Annotated in this window: 21 protein-coding genes; 9 read left to right on the top strand and 12 right to left on the bottom strand. The window is 65.9% G+C overall.

The features are described 5' to 3' along the window. Positions 1–50 precede the first annotated feature (50 nt). From tsaB to AWB74_RS22015, 4 genes are read left to right on the top strand one after another with little or no spacing between them, the layout of a single operon-like run. Positions 51–830 (top strand): tRNA (adenosine(37)-N6)-threonylcarbamoyltransferase complex dimerization subunit type 1 TsaB, encoded by a 780-nt coding sequence (gene tsaB / locus AWB74_RS22030; RefSeq protein ID WP_061148853.1) that lies wholly within the window; start codon positions 51–53, stop codon positions 828–830. After that, positions 827–1,321, top strand: coding sequence for a ribosomal protein S18-alanine N-acetyltransferase (rimI, locus tag AWB74_RS22025; protein ID WP_061148852.1), 495 nt, complete (start codon positions 827–829; stop codon positions 1,319–1,321). Before tsaB ends, rimI begins: the two co-directional genes overlap by 4 nt. Continuing rightward, a complete protein-coding gene (locus AWB74_RS22020; RefSeq protein WP_061148851.1) occupies positions 1,308–2,222 on the top strand; it encodes a uracil-DNA glycosylase in 915 nt (304 codons plus the stop codon). The genes rimI and AWB74_RS22020 overlap by 14 nt, the downstream gene beginning before the upstream one ends. Continuing rightward, on the top strand, positions 2,222–3,214 hold the full coding sequence (locus AWB74_RS22015) for a DUF1853 family protein (protein WP_061148850.1): 993 nt from the start codon (positions 2,222–2,224) through the stop codon (positions 3,212–3,214). Before AWB74_RS22020 ends, AWB74_RS22015 begins: the two co-directional genes overlap by 1 nt. Before the next feature lie 12 nt (positions 3,215–3,226). Here the strand turns inward: AWB74_RS22015 and thiD are convergent, their stop codons facing one another. From thiD to lplT, 4 genes are read right to left on the bottom strand one after another with little or no spacing between them, the layout of a single operon-like run. Then, a complete protein-coding gene (gene thiD, locus AWB74_RS22010) occupies positions 3,227–4,039 on the bottom strand; it encodes a bifunctional hydroxymethylpyrimidine kinase/phosphomethylpyrimidine kinase (protein WP_061148849.1) in 813 nt (270 codons plus the stop codon). A 4-nt stretch (positions 4,040–4,043) separates the two neighbouring features. Beyond that, on the bottom strand, positions 4,044–4,691 hold the full coding sequence (thiE, locus tag AWB74_RS22005) for a thiamine phosphate synthase (RefSeq protein WP_061148848.1): 648 nt from the start codon (positions 4,689–4,691) through the stop codon (positions 4,044–4,046). A 2-nt stretch (positions 4,692–4,693) separates the two neighbouring features. Further along, positions 4,694–5,509: a hydroxyethylthiazole kinase gene (thiM, locus tag AWB74_RS22000; RefSeq protein ID WP_061148847.1), complete on the bottom strand. Its 816-nt coding sequence runs from the start codon at positions 5,507–5,509 to the stop codon at positions 4,694–4,696. A 34-nt stretch (positions 5,510–5,543) separates the two neighbouring features. Continuing rightward, a complete protein-coding gene (gene lplT, locus AWB74_RS21995; RefSeq protein WP_061148846.1) occupies positions 5,544–6,851 on the bottom strand; it encodes a lysophospholipid transporter LplT in 1,308 nt (435 codons plus the stop codon). Positions 6,852–7,132: 281 nt separating this feature from the next. Between lplT and alr the strand changes: the two genes are divergently transcribed. From alr to AWB74_RS21980, 3 genes are all read left to right on the top strand, one after another. Further along, on the top strand, positions 7,133–8,203 hold the full coding sequence (gene alr / locus AWB74_RS21990) for an alanine racemase (protein ID WP_061148845.1): 1,071 nt from the start codon (positions 7,133–7,135) through the stop codon (positions 8,201–8,203). 69 nt (positions 8,204–8,272) lie between these two features. Further along, positions 8,273–9,658, top strand: a complete 1,386-nt coding sequence (gene radA / locus AWB74_RS21985; protein WP_061148844.1) for a DNA repair protein RadA — start codon at positions 8,273–8,275, stop codon at positions 9,656–9,658. Between the two features lie 187 nt (positions 9,659–9,845). Beyond that, entirely contained in the window at positions 9,846–10,109 is a 264-nt protein-coding gene (locus AWB74_RS21980; protein WP_061124607.1) for a DUF2866 domain-containing protein, read from the top strand. On the opposite strand, the gene AWB74_RS21975 is transcribed toward AWB74_RS21980, so the two are convergent. Beyond that, a complete protein-coding gene (locus AWB74_RS21975; RefSeq protein ID WP_061148843.1) occupies positions 10,110–11,135 on the bottom strand; it encodes a CaiB/BaiF CoA transferase family protein in 1,026 nt (341 codons plus the stop codon). Between the two features lie 21 nt (positions 11,136–11,156). Further along, positions 11,157–13,097 (bottom strand): ATP-binding cassette domain-containing protein, encoded by a 1,941-nt coding sequence (locus AWB74_RS21970; RefSeq protein ID WP_061148842.1) that lies wholly within the window; start codon positions 13,095–13,097, stop codon positions 11,157–11,159. A gap of 155 nt (positions 13,098–13,252) precedes the next feature. Between AWB74_RS21970 and AWB74_RS21965 the strand changes: the two genes are divergently transcribed. Next, positions 13,253–13,732 carry a glutathione peroxidase gene (locus AWB74_RS21965; RefSeq protein ID WP_061148841.1) on the top strand — a complete coding sequence of 160 codons (480 nt, stop codon included), beginning with the start codon at positions 13,253–13,255 and terminating at the stop codon, positions 13,730–13,732. Between the two features lie 6 nt (positions 13,733–13,738). On the opposite strand, the gene cls is transcribed toward AWB74_RS21965, so the two are convergent. The 6 genes from cls to dapC all read right to left on the bottom strand — a co-directional run bounded on the left by cls (position 13,739) and on the right by dapC (position 19,964). Further along, on the bottom strand, positions 13,739–15,229 hold the full coding sequence (cls, locus tag AWB74_RS21960; RefSeq protein WP_061148840.1) for a cardiolipin synthase: 1,491 nt from the start codon (positions 15,227–15,229) through the stop codon (positions 13,739–13,741). A 129-nt stretch (positions 15,230–15,358) separates the two neighbouring features. Continuing rightward, a complete protein-coding gene (gene prmB / locus AWB74_RS21955; RefSeq protein ID WP_061148839.1) occupies positions 15,359–16,243 on the bottom strand; it encodes a 50S ribosomal protein L3 N(5)-glutamine methyltransferase in 885 nt (294 codons plus the stop codon). A 27-nt stretch (positions 16,244–16,270) separates the two neighbouring features. Next, positions 16,271–17,407 carry a succinyl-diaminopimelate desuccinylase gene (gene dapE, locus AWB74_RS21950; protein ID WP_061148838.1) on the bottom strand — a complete coding sequence of 379 codons (1,137 nt, stop codon included), beginning with the start codon at positions 17,405–17,407 and terminating at the stop codon, positions 16,271–16,273. 95 nt (positions 17,408–17,502) lie between these two features. After that, on the bottom strand, positions 17,503–17,874 hold the full coding sequence (locus AWB74_RS21945) for an ArsC family reductase (protein ID WP_061148837.1): 372 nt from the start codon (positions 17,872–17,874) through the stop codon (positions 17,503–17,505). A gap of 2 nt (positions 17,875–17,876) precedes the next feature. Further along, the gene (dapD, locus tag AWB74_RS21940; protein WP_061148836.1) at positions 17,877–18,704 is read right to left on the bottom strand and encodes a 2,3,4,5-tetrahydropyridine-2,6-dicarboxylate N-succinyltransferase; all 828 of its coding nucleotides are present in this window, start codon (positions 18,702–18,704) and stop codon (positions 17,877–17,879) included. 42 nt (positions 18,705–18,746) lie between these two features. Further along, positions 18,747–19,964, bottom strand: a complete 1,218-nt coding sequence (dapC, locus tag AWB74_RS21935) for a succinyldiaminopimelate transaminase (RefSeq protein ID WP_061148835.1) — start codon at positions 19,962–19,964, stop codon at positions 18,747–18,749. 190 nt (positions 19,965–20,154) lie between these two features. Here dapC and AWB74_RS21930 point away from each other — a divergent pair, with 190 nt between their 5' ends. Next, on the top strand, positions 20,155–21,141 hold the full coding sequence (locus AWB74_RS21930) for a DMT family transporter (protein ID WP_061148834.1): 987 nt from the start codon (positions 20,155–20,157) through the stop codon (positions 21,139–21,141). The last annotated feature ends 52 nt before the right edge of the window (positions 21,142–21,193 follow it).

The following is a 21,193-nucleotide window of genomic DNA, read 5'->3' as shown; positions in this document are numbered from 1 at the left end:
TTGCATGGATCGCGCGAATCCGGGGCATGTCCCGCATTACAATACCGGCTATGACACGCACCGTTTTGCTCGCCCTCGACACCTCGACGGAATTTTGCTCCGTCGCGCTGCTGCTCGCCGACTCCGCTTCCGCTCCCGTTCAGTCCGCCATCGCGCCTCAATACGCGAGCGGGAATATCCGTGTCTGGTTTCGTCACGAAGCGATCGGCGCAGTGTCGAGCACGCGCCTTTTGCCCGCCGTGCGCGAGCTTTTCGACGATGCGGGCCTCGCGCTCGCCGATTGCGACGCGATCGCGTTCGGCGCGGGCCCCGGCTCGTTCACCGGCTTGCGCACCGCAACGGGCGTCGCGCAAGGGCTGGCGTTCGGTCTGAACGTGCCGGTCGTGCCGGTGAGCACGCTGCTCGCGTGCGCCGAAGGTGCGCGGCTCAACGATCCGTCGATTCCGCCGCGCGTGCTCTCAGCGCTCGATGCGCGCATGGACGAGGTTTACTGGGCCGACTACGAATTCGATGCCGCCACCGGCGACTGGCGCACTTTGCACGGCGCGGCGCTCGATGCGCCCGGCTCGCTGCCGCTGCCGGACGCGCCGTTCGCGCTTGCGGGCAACGCAGCGGCAGCTTTCGGCGATCGACTGCCGGCGTCGGCGGCGGCCGCCCATGTGGATCGCGAAGCGCTGCCGCATGCGTTGCCGGTCGCGCTCATCGGCTTGCGTGCGTTGCGGGCGGGCCGCACGGTCGCGCCCGAGCATGCCGCGCCGGAATACGTGCGCGACAAGGTTGCACAGACTACGGCAGAGCGCATGCAGGCTCGCGCGGAGGCGCTTCGGTGAGCGGCGTGCTGCTGGCCGATCGGTATCTCACACCGATGACCGACGCCGACCTCGACGAAGTCGCCGCCGTCGAAAAACTCGCCTACGAGTTTCCGTGGAGCCGCGGCAATTTCCAGGATTCGCTGCGCAACGGCTATTTCGGCGTCTGCCTGCGGCACGTGACCGGCACGCTGATCGGCTATTGCGTGCTGATGCCCGTCGTCGACGAAATGCATTTGCTCAATTTGTGCGTCGCGCCGGCGGCGCAGCGGGCGGGCGCGGGCCTCACGCTCCTGCGCGAGGCGGTGCGCATCACGCGCGCGGAGAAGCTCGAAGGCGTGCTGCTCGAAGTCCGGCCGTCCAATCCGCGCGCGATCCAGCTTTACGAGCGCTTCGGCTTCACGGCCATCGGGCGTCGCAAGAACTATTACCCCGCGCGGCATCGCTCGCGCGAGGACGCAATCGTCATGCGTCTGTCGTTTTCGAAGGAGAGTGCGCATGGCGCTCGATGAATCGGTAGTTGAAGAGCTGGGCTTCGGGCCGGTATGGGTTCGGCGCGGTACGGCGGCCGCGGCGCCGCGCGAGGAGGAACGCCAGTCCGATGCTCCGGCCGCAAAAGCGGAGGAAGCGCCGGCGGCCGTGGAGATGCGACGAGAGCCGAAGCCTGCCGAACCGCCGAAGCCTGCCGTGCAGCCCGTCGTGCAGCCCGAATCCGATCTCCCGCCGCTCGACGCCTACGACGACCTGCCCTGGACCGACGAGGCGCCCGTCCACGTCGAACCCGCCATCGCCGATGCCCCGAGCGACGTTCACACGCTCGACTGGGACGCGCTCGCCGAACGTGTCGCGAACTGCGAGCGCTGCCGCCTGTGCGAGCGCCGCACGAACACGGTCTTCGGCGTCGGCGACCGCGAAGCCGACTGGATGCTGATCGGCGAGGCGCCGGGCGAGAACGAGGACAAGCAGGGTGAGCCGTTCGTCGGCCAGGCGGGCAAGCTGCTCGACAACATGCTGCGCGCGCTCACGTTGTCGCGGCAATCGAACGTCTATATCGCCAACGTGATCAAGTGCCGGCCGCCCGGCAACCGCAATCCCGAGCCCGATGAAGTCGCGCGCTGCGAGCCGTACCTGCAGCGGCAGGTCGAACTCGTGAAGCCGAAGGTCATCGTCGCGATGGGGCGCTTCGCCGCGCAAAGCCTGCTGAAAAACGAAGCCAGCATCGCGTCGATGCGCGGACGCGTGCATGAGTACCACGGCGTGCCGGTCATCGTCACGTATCACCCGGCGTATCTGTTGCGCAGCCTTCAGGACAAGTCGAAGGCGTGGGCCGATCTTTGCCTCGCGCGCAATACGTATCGCGAGGCGCTCGCCGCGCTCGGCGTCGAGCAGGGAGCGCAGAAGGGCGGCGTCTGATGGCCGCGCCGGCGAGCGAGCTCACGCGTCTCGTCGACCGTTTCGACGACGTCACCGTTCGGGATCTCGCCTGGCTGCTCTTCGCGCCCGATCTGCTGCACGAGGGCGATGTCGCATTGGCGCGCCCGCTGGCGTCTTCCGCCGACCGCGATGCGACGCTCGCGTGGCTCCAGGCGCTCGACGCCGCGCCGCAATCGCTCCACGATCACGCGCGCAATCCGAAGTTCACGCGGCTCGGCATCTACGCCGAAAGTCTCATCCGGTATTTCCTCTCGCACGGCCCGGCGGCGCGTCTGATCGCGGCGAACGTGCCGTTGCGGCATCAGCGGCGCACCATCGGCGAATGCGATTTTCTGCTCGAAGCGGCGAACGGCGTGCGGCTGCACTGGGAACTCGCGGTGAAGTTCTATCTGCATATCGGCGACGGCGATGGCGCTACGTCGCGCGCGGCGCGCCTGTCGGACTATGTCGGGCCGAACCTTCAGGATCGCTTCGATCTGAAGCACGCGCGGCTCGTCACGCATCAGCTCGGGCTGACCTCACGCGCGGAATTCGCCGCGCTCGGTTTCGAAGGGCCGTGGCGCGCGCAGTTGTTCATCAAGGGACGGCTTTTTTATCACGGACTCGCAGGCGACCGGATCGAGCCCGCGCCCGAGATCGGCGCGGATCACTTGCGTGGATGGTGGCTGACGGCGTCGGAGTGGCGCGAGGCGAGGGCGAACGTATCGGACGATGACGGCGATAAACGCGCGTGGGTCGTACAGCCGCGCATGGCGTGGCTCGCGTCGCGGCGCCTGGACGCCGCGGCGGCCGAAACGCTCGTGTCCGAATCGGCGGCCATTCGGGCGCGTCTGGAAACCACGGTCGCGCCGACGATGATCGCGGCCTACGCGCGCGACGACGCGGGCGGCTGGACGGAAGAATCGCGCGGCTTCATCGTGCCGGACGGCTGGCCGCAAGAGGCGCGCGCATTCGCGGCATCGGCTCAGTAAGCGCCGCGCTGCCTACCACCAGCGGTAGAAGTGATGCACCGGCCCGACGCCGTGGCCGACGTCGAGCCGCACGCTCGCCTCGATCGCGCCGGTCAGATAGCGCTTCGCTTCGGCGGTGGCGGCTGCGAGCCCGTCCGTTTGCGGAATCAGCGCCGCTATCGCCGACGACAGCGTGCAGCCGGTGCCATGCGTGTTCTTGAGCGGCACACGCGCGCCGCCGAGCCTGAGCGACCCGCCCGCTTCGATGAGCCAGTCGGGACTGTCGTTCGATGCCAGATGGCCGCCTTTCATCAGCACGGCCTGCGCGCCGAGCGCACGCAGCGCTTCGCCCTGGCGCACCATCGCGTCTTCGTCGGCGGCGCTTTCCGTGCCCAGCAGCGCGGCCGCTTCGGGCAGATTCGGCGTGACGAGCGTCGCGAGCGGCAGCAGTTCGTCGCGCAGCGCAGCCACAGCCTCCGGCGCGAGCAGCGCGTGATGGCTCTTCGAAATCATCACGGTATCGAGTACCACGTGCTTCGGGCGATGACGCCTGAGCGCGTCGGCGACCGCGCGCACGATGCCCGCGTTCGCCAGCATGCCGATTTTCACGGCGTCGATGCGAATATCGTCGAACACGGCGTCGAGCTGCGCGGTGATGAACGCGGGCTCCGGCGCATGGACGGCCGTCACGCCGCGCGTGTTCTGCGCGGTGAGCGCCGTGATCACGCTCGCGCCATACGCGCCGAGCGCGGAAAAGGCCTTCAGATCGGCCTGAATGCCCGCACCGCCGCCCGAGTCGGAACCGGCGATGGTGAGCACGTTGGGAATGGGTTTCGTGGATGCCATGAGCTTAGATGCGTGACTCCGCGATGGTCGCGGCAAGCGTTGCGGCCGCCTCGCGCGGGTCGGCGGCCTTGCAGATCGTCGAGACCACGGCGAGACCGGCGGGTCGGGCGCGCATGACGTCGGCGGCGTTGTGCGACTGGATGCCGCCGATCGCCACCGTCGGCAGGCGCGCGGCGGCGCGGATCGCGGCGAGGCCGTCGATGCCGCAGGGCGTGGATGCGTCGGTTTTGGTCGGCGTCGCGTAGACCGGCCCCGCGCCGAGATAGTCGACGATGCCGGCGAGCGTGTCGGCATCGGCGGTTTCATCGAGATTCGACACGGAGAGGCCGATCAGCGCATCGGGACCGAGCAACTGCCGCGTGATATCTGCGGGCAGATCGCGCTGGCCGATATGCACGCCATCGGCGCCCACGGCGAGCGCGACATCGACATGATCGTTGATGACGAAGGGCACGCCGTGCGCGCGCGTGATCGGCAACAGCTCGCGCGCGAGGTCGAACCACGCGCGCTTGTGCCACTCGGGCGCACGCAGCTGCACGAGCGTCGCGCCGCCTTCGAGCGCGGCGCGCGCGACGCGCACGGCCGCATCGTGCCCGCCGCACTGCACCGGATCGAGCACGAGATAGAGCGAGAGATCGAACGCAGCGCGCATGGTCAGCTTCCGGCGATATCGCGCTGCACGAGCGTCTTGCCGAACGCGTCGGCGTCGAGCGACGCGAGCCGGTCCAGATACGCGACGGCGAAGCTGCCGGGCAGGCCGGCGTCGCGCGCGGCCAACTCGCCGGCGATCGTCGAATACGCGATGGCCGCGACCGTCGCGGCCCAGAACTCGTCGCGCCCCGACGCCGTGCCGACGAACGCGGCGACCGTCGCCGACAGCGCGCAGCCGACGCCCGTCACGCGCGTCATCAACGGCGAGCCGTTCGACAGCGCGATCGTGCGGCGGCCATCGGTCACGTAGTCCGTTTCGCCCGTCACCGCGACGACGGCCTGCGTCTTGAGCGCGAGGACCTGCGCGGCATCGAGCGCGGCGTCGGTGGCGGCGGTGCTGTCGACGCCGCGGCCGCTCGCCGTTCCCCCCGACAAACTGATGATCTCCGATGCGTTGCCGCGAATCGCCGCGGGCTTCGCATCGAGCAGATCGAACGCGAACTCGGTGCGAAACGCGAGCGGGCCGACTGCGACCGGGTCGAGCACCCACGGCTTGCCCGCGCCGTTGGCGGCATCGACGGCGGCGCGGATCGCGCGGCTCTGCGGCACATCGAGCGTGCCGAGATTGACCGACAGCGCATTGGCGAGCGGCGCGAATTCGGCGACCTCCTCGCGCGCGACGACCATCGCGGGCGCGGCGCCGATCGCGAGCAGGACGTTGGCGGTAAAGTTGGTGACGACGAGATTCGTCAGGCAGTGCACGAGCGGCGCGCGTTCGCGCACGCGGCTGGCGAAAGAAAAGAGATCGGCGGCGGGCATGATGGCTCTCTCGGGAACGCAGGCACGCGACGGATCAATGCCGCGCTTCGCCGATCAGCGCGACCGAATCGAACGCGCGCTGATTGGCCTGATGCCGCCGCATCACGAAGTACATCGTCAGGCAGACGAACGAGCCGAACATCACGATGACGAACTGGATCGGCATGTCGAGCCACACCAGCGCGGCGTAGAGGCACAGCATGATGAGCACCGACAGGTTCTCGTTGAAGTTCTGCACGGCGATGGAATGCCCGGCGGAGAGCAGCACGTGCCCGCGATGCTGGAGCAGCGCGTTCATTGGCACGACGAAAAAGCCGGACAGCCCGCCGACGACCATCAGGAACACATACGCGATCAGCAGATAGCCGGGGAAGTGCATCTTGCCGAAGTAGATGCCCCAATGCGCGGGAAAGAGGTGACGCGTGTAGAACGCCATCAGCATGACCGCGATGCCCATGATGATGCCGACCGGCAGCACCGTGAGCGAGCGCTTGAGCGGCACGCGCGCGGCGGCGAGCACGGCGCCCACCGCCACGCCGACTGCGATCACCGCCTGCAGGATCGCGGCCTGCGATAGCGTCATGCCGAGCGACACTTCGGCCCACTTCAGCACGATGAACTGGAGCGTCGCGCCCGCGCCCCAGAAGAGCGTCGTGACGGCGAGCGAGATCTGGCCGAGCTTGTCGCGCCACAAGACGAGAAAGCAGTCGGCGAAATCGGTGATGAGCTTGAGCGGCCGCGTTTCCTGTTTCGGATAGCGCGCGCCGGTGTCGGGAATGCGCAGATTGAAGATCGCGGCGATGACGTACATCAGCATGATGACGAGCATCGCGGCTTCCGCGGGTGTGGAGATGCGCGGAATGTGCAGCGACAGCAGATGACTCGCGATATGCGGACTGATGAGCGCGCCGCCCATCACGGTACCGAGGATGATCGAGCCGACCGTCGTGCCTTCGATCCAGCCATTCGCGGCGACGAGCCGGTCGGCTGGCAGGAGTTCGGTGAGAATGCCGTACTTTGCCGGCGAGTACGCAGCGGCGCCGAATCCGACGATGCCATACGCGAGCAGCGGATGCGCGCCGAAGAGCATCGTCACGCAGCCGACGACCTTGATGGAGTTGGTCACGAACATCACGTGACCCTTGGGCCGGGAATCCGCGAAAGCGCCGACGAACGCCGCGAGAACCACATACGACAGGACGAAGAACAGCTTGAGCAGCGGCGTCATCCAGTTCGGCGCGTGAAGGTCTTTCAGCAGTGCGATGGCAGCGATCAGTAGAGCGTTATCGGCCAGCGACGAGAAAAACTGCGCGGCCATGATGGTGTAAAAACCTTTTTTCATCTGATCCGAAGCTTTCCTCACTGCGGGTGATCCGCCCCGAGCGCCGGATAGGCGTTCGGGCTTATGCCTTTCGAAATGGGTTGTGCGCACGGCTTTATAACACGAAAATAGGCGCATTCTGACTAGCAGTAATCTCGATCGCGCGAGAAATGACACGCTCGTGCATGAATTTCCTCATAAGATAGTGTCCCGCAAGGCGTCGTGGTCGGCGCAGCAGGACGCGTCCCGCTGTCGTATGCTCGCCTTTTCGACCGCACTTACTGCAATTCCACCAAACGCTCATGCCGCGCCCCCTTTCTGCAACGATCCACACCGCCGCACTCGCCAACAACCTCGCCATCGCGCGCAAATACGCGCCGAAATCCAAGATCTGGGCTGTCGTCAAGGCAAATGCGTATGGCCACGGGCTCGCCCGGGCGTTCCCCGGACTTCGCGCAACCGACGGCTTTGGCCTTCTGGACCTCGAAGAAGCCGCGAAGTTGCGTGAATTGGGCTGGGCGGGGCCCATTCTCCTGCTCGAGGGTTTTTTCCGGCCGACCGATATCGACGTGATCGACCGCTACAGCCTTACCACGGCCGTGCACTGCGACGAACAGTTGCGCATGCTCGAAATGGCGCGTCTGTCGAAACCGGTCAACATCCAGTTGAAGATGAACAGCGGCATGAACCGGCTCGGCTACACGCCGGCCAAGTTCCGCGCCGCGTGGGAGCGCGCGCGTGCGGCGCAGGGCGTGGGCCAGATCACGCTCATGACCCATTTCTCGGATGCCGACGGTCCGCGCGGCATCGCGCATCAGCTCGAAGCCTTCGAGCGCGGCGCGGAGGGCATCGCGGGCGCGCGCAGTCTGGCGAACTCGGCGGCGGTGCTGTGGCATCCGGACGCGCATTTCGACTGGGTGCGGCCCGGCATCATGCTCTATGGCGCGTCGCCCTCGGGCGTAACCGGCGATATCGCCGCGACCGGCCTCAAGCCCGCCATGACGCTCCAGTCGGAGCTGATCGCGGTGCAGACGGTCGACGCGGGCAGCAGCATCGGGTATGGCTCGACCTTCACGGCGGGCGAATCGATGCGCGTCGGCGTGGTCGCGTGCGGCTACGCGGACGGCTATCCGCGCGTGGCGCCGGAAGGCACACCCGTGATCGTCGATGGCGTGCGCACGAAACTCGTCGGCCGCGTGTCGATGGACATGCTCACCGTCGACCTGACGCCGTGCCCGGGCGCGGGCATCGGCTCGCGCGTCGAGCTGTGGGGCGCGAACCTGCCGATCGACGCCGTGGCGGCCGCGGCGGGCACGATCGGCTACGAGCTCATGTGCGCGATCGCGCAGCGCGTGCCGGTGCGCGCGGAATAAGGCGGTCGATAACGCCGTCGGCAAGGCTTTCGAGCCGAGAATAACGAGAATCCAAAGCAAGGCTTCAGTGTGGCAAAAGTAGCGAAGGCAAAGACGCTGTACGTCTGCAGCGAGTGCGGCGGGGAGTCGCCGAAGTGGACCGGCCAGTGCGCCGCGTGCAACGCGTGGAACACGCTGACGGAATCGGTGGCGCAGACGGCGTCGAATCATCGGTTTCAGGCGCTTGCGAAGAGCTCGCCGGTGCGCAAGCTCGCTGACATCGAGGCGTCGGACGTGCCGCGCTTCACGACCGGCGTCGGCGAATTCGACCGCGTCTTGGGCGGCGGTCTCGTGCCGGGCGGCGTCGTGCTGATCGGCGGCGATCCGGGCATCGGCAAATCGACGCTGCTTCTGCAATCGCTCGCGGAGATCGCGCGCGAGCGGCCCGCGCTCTACGTGAGCGGCGAGGAATCGGGCGCGCAGATCGCGTTGCGCGCGCAGCGGCTCGGTTTGGTCGGCGGCGAGGGTGCGGCGGGCGATCTGGCGCTGCTCGCCGAAATCCAGCTCGAAAAGATTCAGGCGACCATCGACGAACAACGGCCCGAAGTCGCGGTCATCGACTCCATCCAGACGATCTATTCGGAAGCGCTGACGTCCGCGCCCGGCTCCGTCGCCCAGGTGCGCGAGTGCGCGGCACAACTGACGCGCATCGCGAAGCAGACGGGCACGTCGATCATCATGGTCGGTCACGTGACGAAAGAGGGCAGCCTCGCCGGGCCGCGCGTGCTGGAGCATATCGTCGATACGGTGCTCTATTTCGAGGGCGACACGCACTCGTCGTTCCGGCTCGTGCGCGCGTTCAAGAACCGCTTCGGCGCGGTCAACGAGCTCGGCGTGTTCGCGATGACGGAGAAGGGCTTGCGTGGCGTCGCCAATCCGTCGGCGCTCTTTTTGTCGCAGCACGAGCAAAGTGTCGCGGGATCGTGTGTGCTCGTGACGCAGGAAGGCTCGCGCCCGCTGCTCGTCGAAGTGCAGGCGCTCGTGGATACGGCGCACGTGCCCAATCCGCGCCGGCTCGCGGTCGGTCTGGAGCAGAACCGGCTGGCGCTCCTGCTCGCCGTGCTGCATCGGCACGCGGGCATCGCGTGTTTCGATCAGGACGTATTCCTGAACGCGGTCGGCGGCGTAAAGATCACCGAGCCCGCCGCCGATCTGGCCGTGCTGCTCGCGATCCACTCGTCGATGCGCAACAAGCCGCTGCCGCAAGGCCTGATCACGTTCGGCGAAGTGGGTCTCGCGGGCGAGATCCGGCCGTCGCCGCGCGGACAGGACCGTCTGAAGGAGGCGGCCAAGCTCGGTTTCTCCGTCGCGCTCATTCCGAAGGCCAACGCGCCGAAGCAGGCGATCGACGGCCTGAAGGTGATCGCGGTGGACCGCATCGACGAAGCGATCGATCGCGTTCGCGATCTCGAGTGATCGCGGACGTTTCGCGCATGCCCCGTCGACGTGATCGGACCCTTCGTAACGTCTCGTAAAAAACCGGTTGCGCAATGTAACCCAAGCGACGCGTGGTTTTTCTATCCTTACAAGGCTACGGACCCGGCCAACTTCGATAAGGCGTTTCAAGAAACGAAGTGGCTGGAAGGATCGAGAGGACCACGCATTGAAACACGCCAAATCAACCCGGCCGAAGCCCGCGTTCCATCTGCGCGGATGCCGCGTCTCCGCGCCGCTGCAGCAGCCCTGGGGCAGCGGCTGCCGAATTCTCGAATGGATCGACGAGCAGGGCCAGATCTCGCGGCGCGTCGTCGCGGCTGATATCACCGAGGACGAAGTCGTCGCCACGATTCGCCAGCATGTGATGGGACGCAAGCACGTCCTCATCGACGACGAGCGTCAGCCGCGTCAGGTCTTGCCGCGGCGCTGATCAGCGCGCGGCGAGCGCAAACAGCGGATGCGCCGCCGCTTCGGCGGGCGTGAGCACCGGCGCGACGCAGCAATCGAGCGGCTCCAGGAGCGCCATCCATTCGTCGCGTGTGCGCTCGCGAAAGCACGCGGCCACTTCCGCCGACAATTGCGCGGCGTCCGCCTGGCCAATCGCCTGTCCGAGGCTCCAATGGCGCGTCGCCCAGTCCGGGCGGCCGAACGCCTCGCACAAGGTCCGCCAGAATTTCAGTTCGAGCGCGCCTACCGCGATGAAGCGGTCATCTCGCGTGCGATACACGTCGTAGCAGGGCACGCCGCCGTTCAACAGCCCCGCGCCCGCGCGCGTGGCCGCTTCGTTGTCGTTGGCGAGCGCGACGTGCGCCATCACGTTGTGCTTGTGCATCGCGTGCGTCATCGAGACATTCAGGCAACGGCCGTCGCCGCCGCGCGCGACATGCCACGCTGCCGCGAGTATTTCCATGACGGCGCAGAGCGCGCCGCCGAGCAGATCCGCTAGCTGAAAATTCGGCGCGACAGGCGTGCCGTCGCGCGCCGCGAGCTGATCGAGCACGCCCGCATAGGCGAGGTAGTTCAGATCGTGCCCGGCCTTGTCGGCGAACGGTCCTTCGTTGCCGAAGCCCGTGATCGCGCAATACACGAGCTTCGGATTCGCCTGGCGCAACACGTCGTAGCCGACGCCCAGCCGCGCCATCACCGAAGGCCGGAAACTCTCGACCAGCACATCCGCGTCGCGCGCGAGCTCGATCAGCGTCGCGCGGCCTTCGTCGGTCTTCAGATCGAGCGTGAGCTGGCGCTTGCCGCGATTGACGATGCGGTAGAACGCGCTCGGCGCGCCGCTTTGCCGGTCCGCGTCGCTTTGCAGCATCGCGCGCGCGTAATCGCCTTCACCGGGCGGTTCGATCTTGAGCACGTCGGCGCCGAGCTCCGCGAGCCGCAAGGTCGCAACGGGGCCGGGCAGAAGCCGCGTCAGGTCCAGCACGCGCAAGCCGGTGAGGGAAGGCGTCAAGTCGTCGATCTCCTTTGTGATCTACGAGCCAATCTGTTCCAGCTCTTCGTGCGCTTCGAGCCATTCCATTTCGAGCGCTTCGAGACGCGTGTTGACTTCGCCCTGACGGCGGATGGTCTCGTTGAGCTTCGCCTTCATCGCCGCCTCATAACTCGCCGGATCGGCGACGAAGGTGTCGAGCTCGGTTTTCTCCGCGTTGAGCTTCTCCATCTCTTTCTCGATCTTCGCGATGCGCGACTTGAGCGGCCTCGTCAGATGCGAGAGCTTCTGCCGTTCCTGCGCCTCCTGACGACGCTGCTCCTTGCGATTGGGCCCGCCGTCCTGCGCCTCGCCCGAGGCCGCGCTGCCCGCTTCCTTCGCGGCCGCGCGCGTTTCGGCGGCATGCTGCAGGAGCCAGTCGCGATAATCGTCGAGGTCGCCGTCGAACGGGTTCAGCCGATGCTTCGCGACGAGCATGAACGTGTCGGTCGTCGCGCGCAGCAGATGCCGGTCGTGCGACACGAGAATCAGCGTGCCTTCGAACTGCGCGAGCGCCATCGTCAGCGCATGACGGGTTTCGAGGTCGAGGTGATTGGTCGGCTCGTCGAGCAGCAGCAGATTCGGCTTCTGCCAGATGATCAGCGCGAGCGCGAGCCGCGCCTTCTCGCCGCCGGAGAAAGGCGCGATCTTTGCGGTGGCCATGTCGCCGGAAAAGTTGAAGCTGCCGAGAAAATCGCGCAATTCCTGCTCGCGCGTGTCCGGCGCGAGACGCGCGAGATGCTGGAGCGGGGAATCGTCGGGGCGCAGCGTTTCCAGTTGATGCTGCGCGAAATAGCCGATCTGCAAGCCTTTGCCTTCGCGCACGCCGCCCGAAAGCGGTTCGAGCGTTTGCGCGAGCGTCTTGATGAGCGTCGACTTGCCCTGGCCGTTGGCGCCGAGCAGGCCGATGCGCTGCCCGTTCTGGATCGACAGCGTCACGCCTTCCACGATCGGAATTTCGCCGCCTTCGTCGTTGCGATAACCGCAGCGCACGCTCTCCATGACCATCATCGGATTGGGCGCGGCGTCGGGCTCGCGGAACTCGAACGTGAAGGGCGAACTCGCATGCGCGGGCGCGATCAATTCCATCTTTTCCAGCGCCTTCACGCGGCTCTGCGCCTGTTTCGCCTTCGTTGCCTTCGCCTTGAAGCGATCGATGAAGCTCTGCAGATGCGCGACGGTCCTCTGCTGCTTTTCGTAAGCGCTTTGCTGCAGCGCGATTTGCTGGGCGCGCAGCACTTCGAACTGGCTGTAGTTGCCGCCGTAGCGCTTCACCTGACGATTCTCAAGATGCAGCGTGACGTTGCAGACCGAATCGAGGAATTCGCGATCGTGCGAAATGACGACGAGCGTGCCCGGATAGCGCCCGAGCCAGTCTTCCAGCCAGACGATGGCGTCCAGATCCAGGTGATTGGTCGGCTCGTCGAGCAGGAGCAGATCGGACGGGCACATCAGCGCCTGCGCGAGATTCAGGCGCATGCGCCAGCCGCCCGAGAAGCTCGACACCGGCTCGCGCGTTTGTTCGAGCGTGAAGCCCAGGCCGAGTAGCAGTGTTTCGGCGCGCGCGGGCGCGGTGTAGCCGTCGGCATCGGCGAAGGCGGCGTGGGCTTCCGCTTCGGCGGCGCCGTCGTGCGCGGCGGAGGCCGACGCGATGCGCGCTTCGATCGCGCGCAGATGCGTGTCGCCGTCGAGCGTGTAATCGAGCGCGCTGCGGTCCACTGCGGGCGTTTCCTGCGCGACGTGCGCGATGCGCCACGACGGCGGCATCGAGAAATCGCCGCCGTCGGCGTGCAACTCGCCGCGCAGCACGGAAAAGAGCGTGGACTTGCCTGCGCCGTTCGCGCCGATGAGACCCGCCTTCTCGCCGGGATTGAGCGTAAAGCTGGTGTCTTCGAAAAGCGGCTTGGTGCCGCGGGACAGGCTGAACTGACTAAAACGGATCACGTCGGAATGGCGGCGAAAAGAGCGCGGCTTGGAAGGAAAGCGCTATTTTAGACCGGACCGCCTGCGTCGCCGGGGTCGGCCATTCGGCCAATGGCGGGCAAACGCGCGTCGCGGTAGCATCGCGTGAATTCATCTGATTCCTTCCGGAGCACGCAATGAGCGACATCTACGGTTTTTCGGCTGAAACGCTCGACGGCGCGACCGTCGATCTCGACACGTATCGCGGCAAGGTCTTGCTCATCGTGAATACGGCGAGCGAATGCGGTTTCACGCCGCAATACAAGGGCTTGCAGGAGGTCTACCAGCAGTTCGCGGCGCGCGGCTTCGAAGTGCTCGGCTTCCCGTGCAATCAGTTCGGCAAGCAGGAACCGGGCGACGCGGCGCAGATCGGCAGCTTTTGCGAGAAGAACTTCGGCGTCACGTTCCCGATGTTCGCGAAGATCGAGGTCAACGGCGCGAACGCGCATCCGCTCTACAAGTATCTGAAAGATAAGGAGCCGGGGCTGCTCGGCATCGAGGCCATCAAGTGGAATTTCACGAAGTTTCTCGTGGATCGCGAGGGGAACGTCGTCAAACGTTATGCGCCGCAGACCAAGCCGGACGCGATCACCGACGACATCGAAAAGCTGCTCTGAGCAGGCTCAGAGAATCGGCGAGAAAAGCCGTGCCACGTGCATCGCCATGCGCCGCCAGAACGCCTTGCCGCGGTAGTCGTCGGCGTCGATCTCGAAGGATTGCGCGAAGTCCGCGAGCAGCATCGCTTCCACTTCGCCTGCGAACGCGCGATCGACCGTCAGCACCGTGATCTCGAAGTTCAGGCGGAATGACCGGTTATCGAGATTCGCGCTGCCGATGGACGCCGCGATGTCGTCGACGAGCACGACCTTCTGATGCAGAAAGCCGGGCTTGTAGCGGAAGATGCGCACGCCTGCCTGCACGAGATCGTAGGCATAAAGCCGTGACGCGGCGAACACCACGCGATGATCGCGCCGGCTCGGAATCAGGATGCGCACGTCGACGCCGCGCATCACCGCGAGCCTGAGCGCCGAAAATACGGCCTCATCGGGAATCAGATACGGCGACGTGATCCAGATGCGCTCGCGCGCCGCATTGATCGCCTCGACGAAGAAGAGCGAACAGGTTTCCTGTTTGTCGGCGGGGCCGCTCGACAGCACCATGCAGTGCATGTTCTCGTCCGAATGCGGCGCGGGACCGAGCTCGGGCAGACGCTGCGTCGCCCAGTACCAGTCTTCGGTGAAGACGAACTGGATGCTGGCCACCGCCGGCCCGCGCACTTCCACATGGGTATCGCGCCACGGCGAAAGCCGCGGGTTGCCGCCGAGATATTCGACGCCCACGTTGTGCCCGCCGACGAACGCGCATTTGCCGTCCACGACGACGATCTTCCGATGATTCCGGAAGTTGATCTGGAAGCGATGCACGAACTTGCGCGTGGCCGCGAACGGTTGTGCTTCGACGCCACCGGCGCGTAGTGCGTTCACGTAGCGATGCGGCAGGTCGAAGCTGCCGATGCTGTCGTACAGGAAGTACACGCGCACGCCGGCCTGGGCCTTTTCGATCAGCGCTTCCTTGAGCTTTTCGCCGAGCGCGTCGGCGCGCACGATGAAAAATTGCACGACCACATAGCGTTCGGCCGCGGCGATGGCGTCGAGAATCGCGGCGAACGTGGCGTCGCCATTGATGAGCACGCGCGCCGAGTTGCCGCGCAGAAAGGGCATGCCGGAGAGGCGCTGCAGCGTGCGGATCGTCGGATTGCCGAGATACGCGGCCGGTCCGGGCGCGATTTCGCCGCGCGCGCCCGTCGAATCGACGAGCGCAGCGGTGTCGGGTGCATCGCTGCGGGCGCCCGAATCCCATTCGGCGGGCTTCGAGCGGCTGCGCAAGATATCGATCTCGAGCCGCCGCTCGTCGATGTAGCCCGCGAACTTGCTGCGGCCGAGGAAGAGATACGGAATCAGCGTGAAGTAAGGCATCGCGACCAGCGACACGGCCCACGCGACCGCGCCTTGCGACGTGCGTGTATTGATGACGGCATGGATCGCGGCGATCACGCCGAGGACATGCGCGGCCATCACGAGCGTGCCGAGGTGTAGCCAGTCGGATGCTTGCATAGACGCGGGAAAGGGTTGGAAGTGCTTCGCTATTGGCGATTCGCCATATTACCCAACCCGTTCGCGCGCAGTGTCAGAGAACGTTGCGGCGCTTGGGGCCTCGCCGCAACGCTCGCCCGCGTGGGGGCATCAGGCCGGCAGATCGGCGGCCTGGATGAGGAAGACGTTGTCGTCGCCGGCGCTCGTCGACAGCCACACGAGATCGAGGCCGCCCAGCGCCGCCTCGACATTGGGCCGCTCGTTGCCGATCTCGACCACGAGCACGCCGTCTTCGGTCAGCCACTTGCCCGCGTCGCGCACGATGCGCCGCACCACGTCCATGCCGTCCGCGCCGCCGGCGAGCGCGAGCTCGGGCTCGTGCTTGTATTCCTCCGGCAGTGCCTGCATCGCGTGCGCGTTGACGTACGGCGGGTTCGTGATGATGACCTCGTAACGCGCGGTCGGCAGCGGCGCATACAGGTCGCCTTCGTGGAGCTTCACGCGCTCGTCGAGACCGTAATCGTCGACGTTGCGGCGTGCGACCGCGAGCGCGTCCGGCGAGATATCGACGGCATCGACATCGGCGTTCTCGAAGGCCTCTGCCGCGAGAATCGCCAGACACCCGGAACCGGTGCACAGTTCGAGCACGCGCGTGACCTGATCCGGATCGGCCACATACGGCTGCAAGCCGTCCTGCAACAACTCGCCGATGAACGAGCGCGGCACGATCACGCGTTCATCGACGTAAAAGCGGCGGCCGTGCATCCACGCTTCCTGCGTGATGTACGCGGCGGGAATGCGTTCCTTCGCGCGGCGCTCGATCACTTTCATGACGGCGTCGATTTCGTTGTCGAGCAGGCGCGCGTCGAGGAACGGATCGAGCGTGTCGAGCGGCAGATGTAGCGTGTGCAGGATCAGATACGCGGCTTCGTCGTAGGCATTGGCCGAGCCGTGACCGAACGACAAGCCCGCTTCGGTGAAGCGCGAAACGCCGAAGCGCAGCAGGTCGCGCACGGTGGTGAAGGGCAGCGCCATCGAAGGCTCCTTTTTATTGTGAGAAGTTCAAGCGATCAGTTGTTCGAGCACGCGCCGGTACACGTTCTTCAACGGCTCGATGAAACGCACCTCGACATGCTCGTCGATCTTGTGGATCGTGCCGTTCGGCGGGCCGAACTCGACGACCTGATCGCAGATGCGTGCGATGAAGCGTCCGTCAGACGTGCCGCCCGTGGTAGACAGCTCGGTGCGCACGCCGGTTTCATCGAAGATGGCTTTATCGAGCGCATCCGACAGCGCGCCGCGCGGCGTGAGAAACGGCAGGCCGCTCACGATCCACTTCAGATCGTAGTCGAGGCCGTGTTTGTCGAGAATCGCTTGCACGCGGCTTTGCAGGCCTTCGACCGTGCTCGCGGTCGAGAAGCGGAAGTTGAACATCAGGTCGGCGTGACCGGGAATGATGTTGGTCGCGCCCGTGCCGGAATGCAGATTCGAGACTTGCCAGGTCGTCGGCGGGAAGTATTCGTTGCCGTCGTCCCATTTCTCGGCGACAAGCTCGGCGAGCGCCGGCGCGAGCAGATGCACCGGATTCTTCGCGAGATGCGGATACGCGATATGCCCCTGCACGCCCTTGACGACGAGCTTGCCCGTCATCGAGCCGCGCCGGCCGTTCTTGACCATGTCGCCGAGCGTGGCGTCCGAGGTCGGTTCGCCGACGATGCAGTAATCGAGGCGCGTTCCGCGCGCCTTCAGCGCTTCGACGACCTTGATCGTGCCGTCGGTGGCGGGGCCTTCTTCATCGCTCGTGATGAGAAACGCGAGCGAGCCGCGATGCTCCGGATGGCGCGCCAAGAATTCCTCGCTCGACACGACGAACGCCGCGAGCGATGCCTTCATGTCCGCCGAGCCGCGGCCGTAGAGCTTGCCGTCGCAATGCGTCGGCGTGAAGGGCGGTGAGCTCCATTGTTCGAGCGGGCCGGTCGGCACGACATCGGTGTGACCGGCGAACGCGAGCAGCTTGGCGCTGGCGTCCGTGCCGCGCTTCACGGCCCACAGATTCGTGACGCCGCCCGATTCGATCGTTTCGCATTCGAAACCGATCGCCGCGAGCCGCTCGATCATGAGCGCCTGGCAAGCCTGATCGTCGGGCGTGACGGATGCGCGTTCGATCAGCGCTTCGGTGAGGGAGAGGGTGGCGGACATGGTTCTTTTTCCACAGCGATAAAAAATGCCGGCGCGCGGGCCGGCACTCGGTGCGAACTGGCGATGACCGTCGGGTTCACAGTCATCGCGTTGGCTCAGACGAAGAGCGTTTCGTACTGCTCGGCGGAAAACCCGAGCGTCTTCACGCGCCCGTTCACGACGACCACCGGCCGCTTGATGATCGACGGCTTGTGGATCATCAGCGCGATTGCGCCCGTGGTCGTGTCGGCTTCGGCTTTGTGGACATCGGACAGGCCGCGCCACGTCGTGCCGCGCTTGTTGATGAGCTGATCGAGCGGCACGTCCTTCAGCCAGTCCTGAATCAGCTTGTCATTCACGCCGGCTTTCTTGAAGTCGTGAAACTCGAACGGCACGCCGTGTTCTTCCAGCCACACGCGCGCTTTCTTCACGGTGTCGCAATTCGGAATGCCGTAGACGACGGTCGTCGGAGTGGATCCGCGTGCCACGCTCAGTCGCCTCGCAGCAGTTCGTTCAGGCCGACCTTCGCGCGCGTCTTCGCATCGACCTTCTTGACGATCACGGCGCAGTACAGGCTGTGCGAACCGTCCTTCGACGGCAGATTGCCCGCGACGACGACCGAGCCCGCCGGAATGCGGCCATAGCTCACTTCGCCGGTTTCGCGGTCGTAGATCTTGGTCGACTGGCCGAGATAGACGCCCATCGAAATGACGGAGTTTTCTTCGACGATCACACCTTCGACCACTTCCGAACGCGCGCCGACGAAGCAGTTGTCCTCGATGATGACCGGATTCGCCTGCAGCGGCTCCAGCACGCCGCCGATGCCCACGCCGCCCGAGAGATGCACGTTCTTGCCGATCTGCGCGCACGAACCGACGGTGGCCCAGGTATCGACCATCGTGCCTTCATCGACATAAGCGCCGATGTTCGTGTACGACGGCATCAGCACGACGTTCTTCGCGATGAACGAGCCGCGGCGCGCGATGGCCGGCGGCACGACGCGGAAACCGCCCGCGGCGAAGTCTTCGGCGGTGTAGTTCGCGAACTTCGAGGGCACCTTGTCGTAGAACTGTGAGTAGCCGCCAGCAGGCATCGGCGCGTTGTCTTCCAGGCGGAACGACAGCAGCACGGCCTTCTTGAGCCACTGATTCACGATCCACTCGCCGTCGCGCTTCTCGGCCACGCGCATCTGGCCTTTGTCGAGTTGCTCGATCGCGTGCGCGACGGCTTCGCGGACTTCGGCGGGCGCGGCCTTGGGCGACAGCTCGGCACGGTTTTCCCAGGCGGTATCGATGATGCTCTGAAGTTGTTGCGACATAGTTGGTATCAAGGATGGGTAGTTTTGGACCGGCGACGCTGCTCAGGACGTCAGCGTGCGGCAGAATTCGACGATGCGGCGGGCCCCTTCGACACATTCGCCGGTCTCGGCCACGAGCGCGATGCGCACGAAGCCTTCGCCCGGATTCGTGCCGTGCGCTGCGCGCGCGAGAAAAGAGCCCGGCAGAACCGTCACATTATAGTCGGCGTACAGACGCGCCGCGAACTCGGTGTCGCCGAGCCCGGTGTGCGAGACGTTCGCCCAAAGGTAGAACGCGGCGTCGGGCAGGCGCACATCGAGGACTTCGGCGAGCATCGGCGTGACCGTTTCGAACTTTTGCACGTACTTCGCGCGGTTGTCGCGCACGTGCGTTTCATCCTGCCAGGCGACGACGCTCGCGCGCTGAAATACCGTCGACAGCGCCGCGCCGTGATACGTGCGATAGAGCAGGAAGTCTTTCAGGACCGACGCATCGCCGGCGACGAAGCCCGAGCGCATGCCCGGCACGTTCGAGCGCTTCGACAGGCTCGACAGCATCACGAGACGCTCGAAGCCGCGCCCGAGCAGCCGCGCGGCTTCGAGGCCGCCGAGCGGCGGGTTGGCTTCGTCGAAATAAATCTCCGAATAGCACTCGTCGGACGCGATCACGAAGCCGTGCTCGTCCGACAGCGCGAACAGCTCGCGCCAGTTGTCGAGCGTGAGGACGGCGCCAGTCGGATTGCCCGGCGAGCAGACGTAGAGCAGTTGCGTGCGCGCCCAGACCTGCGCCGGCACTTGCGAGTAATCGCAGGCGAAGTTGCGCGCCGGGTCGCTGTTGACGAAGTACGGTTCGGCGCCCGCGAGCAGCGCCGCGCCTTCGTAGATTTGATAGAACGGGTTCGGACAGAGTACGATGGGCGGTTCGGCGGCGTCCGTCGCGCGGCTGTCGATCACGGTCTGCGCGAGTGCGAAAAGGGCTTCGCGGGAACCGGCGACGGGCAGCACTTCGGTGGCCGGATCGATCGATTCGAGACCGTAGCGCGCTTTCACCCACGCCGCGATCGCCGTACGCAGCGGCTCGCTGCCGAGCGTGGCCGGATACGAGGCGAGGCCGTCGAGCGCGTCGACCACGGCTTGTCGGATCAGTGCGGGCGTTGGATGCTTCGGCTCGCCGATACCGAAGCTGATCGGCGTGAATCCGGCGCGCGGCTCGATGCCCTTGAAGAGCAGCCGCAGCTTTTCGAACGGATAAGGCTGGAGTTTCTTGAGAAGTGGATTCACGGCGTGACCGGTAAGCAGTGAGCGATGCCCGCGCGGCGCTAAAGAGCATGAAACGCCTGCGGAAACGGCATCGGAAGACATCGAACGGACGTGAAACGAACTTGCAATTATAGCGCGCGGCGTCATGCCCAAAGCGGCGGGCGGCGCGTGCGACGAAGGACAAAGTGCGAATGAACAACGGTGTATCGCAATGACCAGCAACGTGCGGAATGCATCGTTGGCATGGCCGACGCTCGCAATCATGCTCGGCGCCTCGGTGTGGGGTCTCGTCTGGTATCCGATGCGCATGCTCGCCGCGATGGGCCTCTCCGGCACGGCAGCCAGCGCGACGACGAGCGGCGCGGCATGCATCTTCGTGCTGCTGCTCAAACGCCGCTCGATCAGCACGCTGTCGTGGCACTGGCTGCTCGTCGCGCTCGGCGTGGCGGCGGGCGTCACGAATATCGGCTTCGTGTGGGGCGCGATTCACGGCCAGGTGATGCGCGTGCTGCTGCTGTTCTATCTGACGCCCGCCTGGACCGCGATCTTCGCGCACTTCATCCTGAAGGAACGCCTGACGCGCGCCGACGCCTTGCTCTCGCTGCTGTCGCTCGCCGGTGCGGTGACGATGCTCTGGTCGCCCGAACTCGGCATGCCGCTGCCCGCCGACCTCGCGGAATGGGCCGGTCTCATGGGCGGCATGGGCTTCGCGATGAGCAACGTGCTCGTCGTCAAGGTCACGCGCACCTTGCCCGCGATGAAGGCCGAGATGCGCACGGCGGTGATCTTCGGCGGCGCGGCGCTCGTCGCTTCGGTCGTCACGCTGTTCGAGCCGATGCCCGCGCCGCCCGCGGCCGCGCTCCTGCCCACGGTGACGTTCATCGTGATCGGGCTGGGCATCGTGCTCGCGGTCAACAACATGATCGTGCAGGTCGGGCTCGCGCGCGTGCCGGCCAATCGCGCGTCGATCATCATGCTTTTCGAACTCGTCGTGACGGCGCTGTCGGCGTGGCTCTTCGCGGGCGAAGTGCCGGGTCCGCGCGAATGGGCGGGCGGCGCATGCATCGTCGTGGCGTGCGTGCTGTCGGCGTGGGTGCATCGGCAGGGTGCCTCGCGCTCGCCGCCCGCGCCCGAAGCGCTCGACATCGCCGGCGATGCGCCGGAAAGCAAAAAGAAATCGACTCGCGCGATGGTATGATGGTGTCCGCTTCGCCGGGCCAGTCTCGATGGCATTCGAGTCCTGCTCGTCC

The organism is Caballeronia arvi (assembly GCF_001544695.2).
Taxonomy (GTDB): domain Bacteria; phylum Pseudomonadota; class Gammaproteobacteria; order Burkholderiales; family Burkholderiaceae; genus Caballeronia; species Caballeronia arvi.
This window is presented reverse-complemented; position numbering and strand designations above follow the sequence as displayed.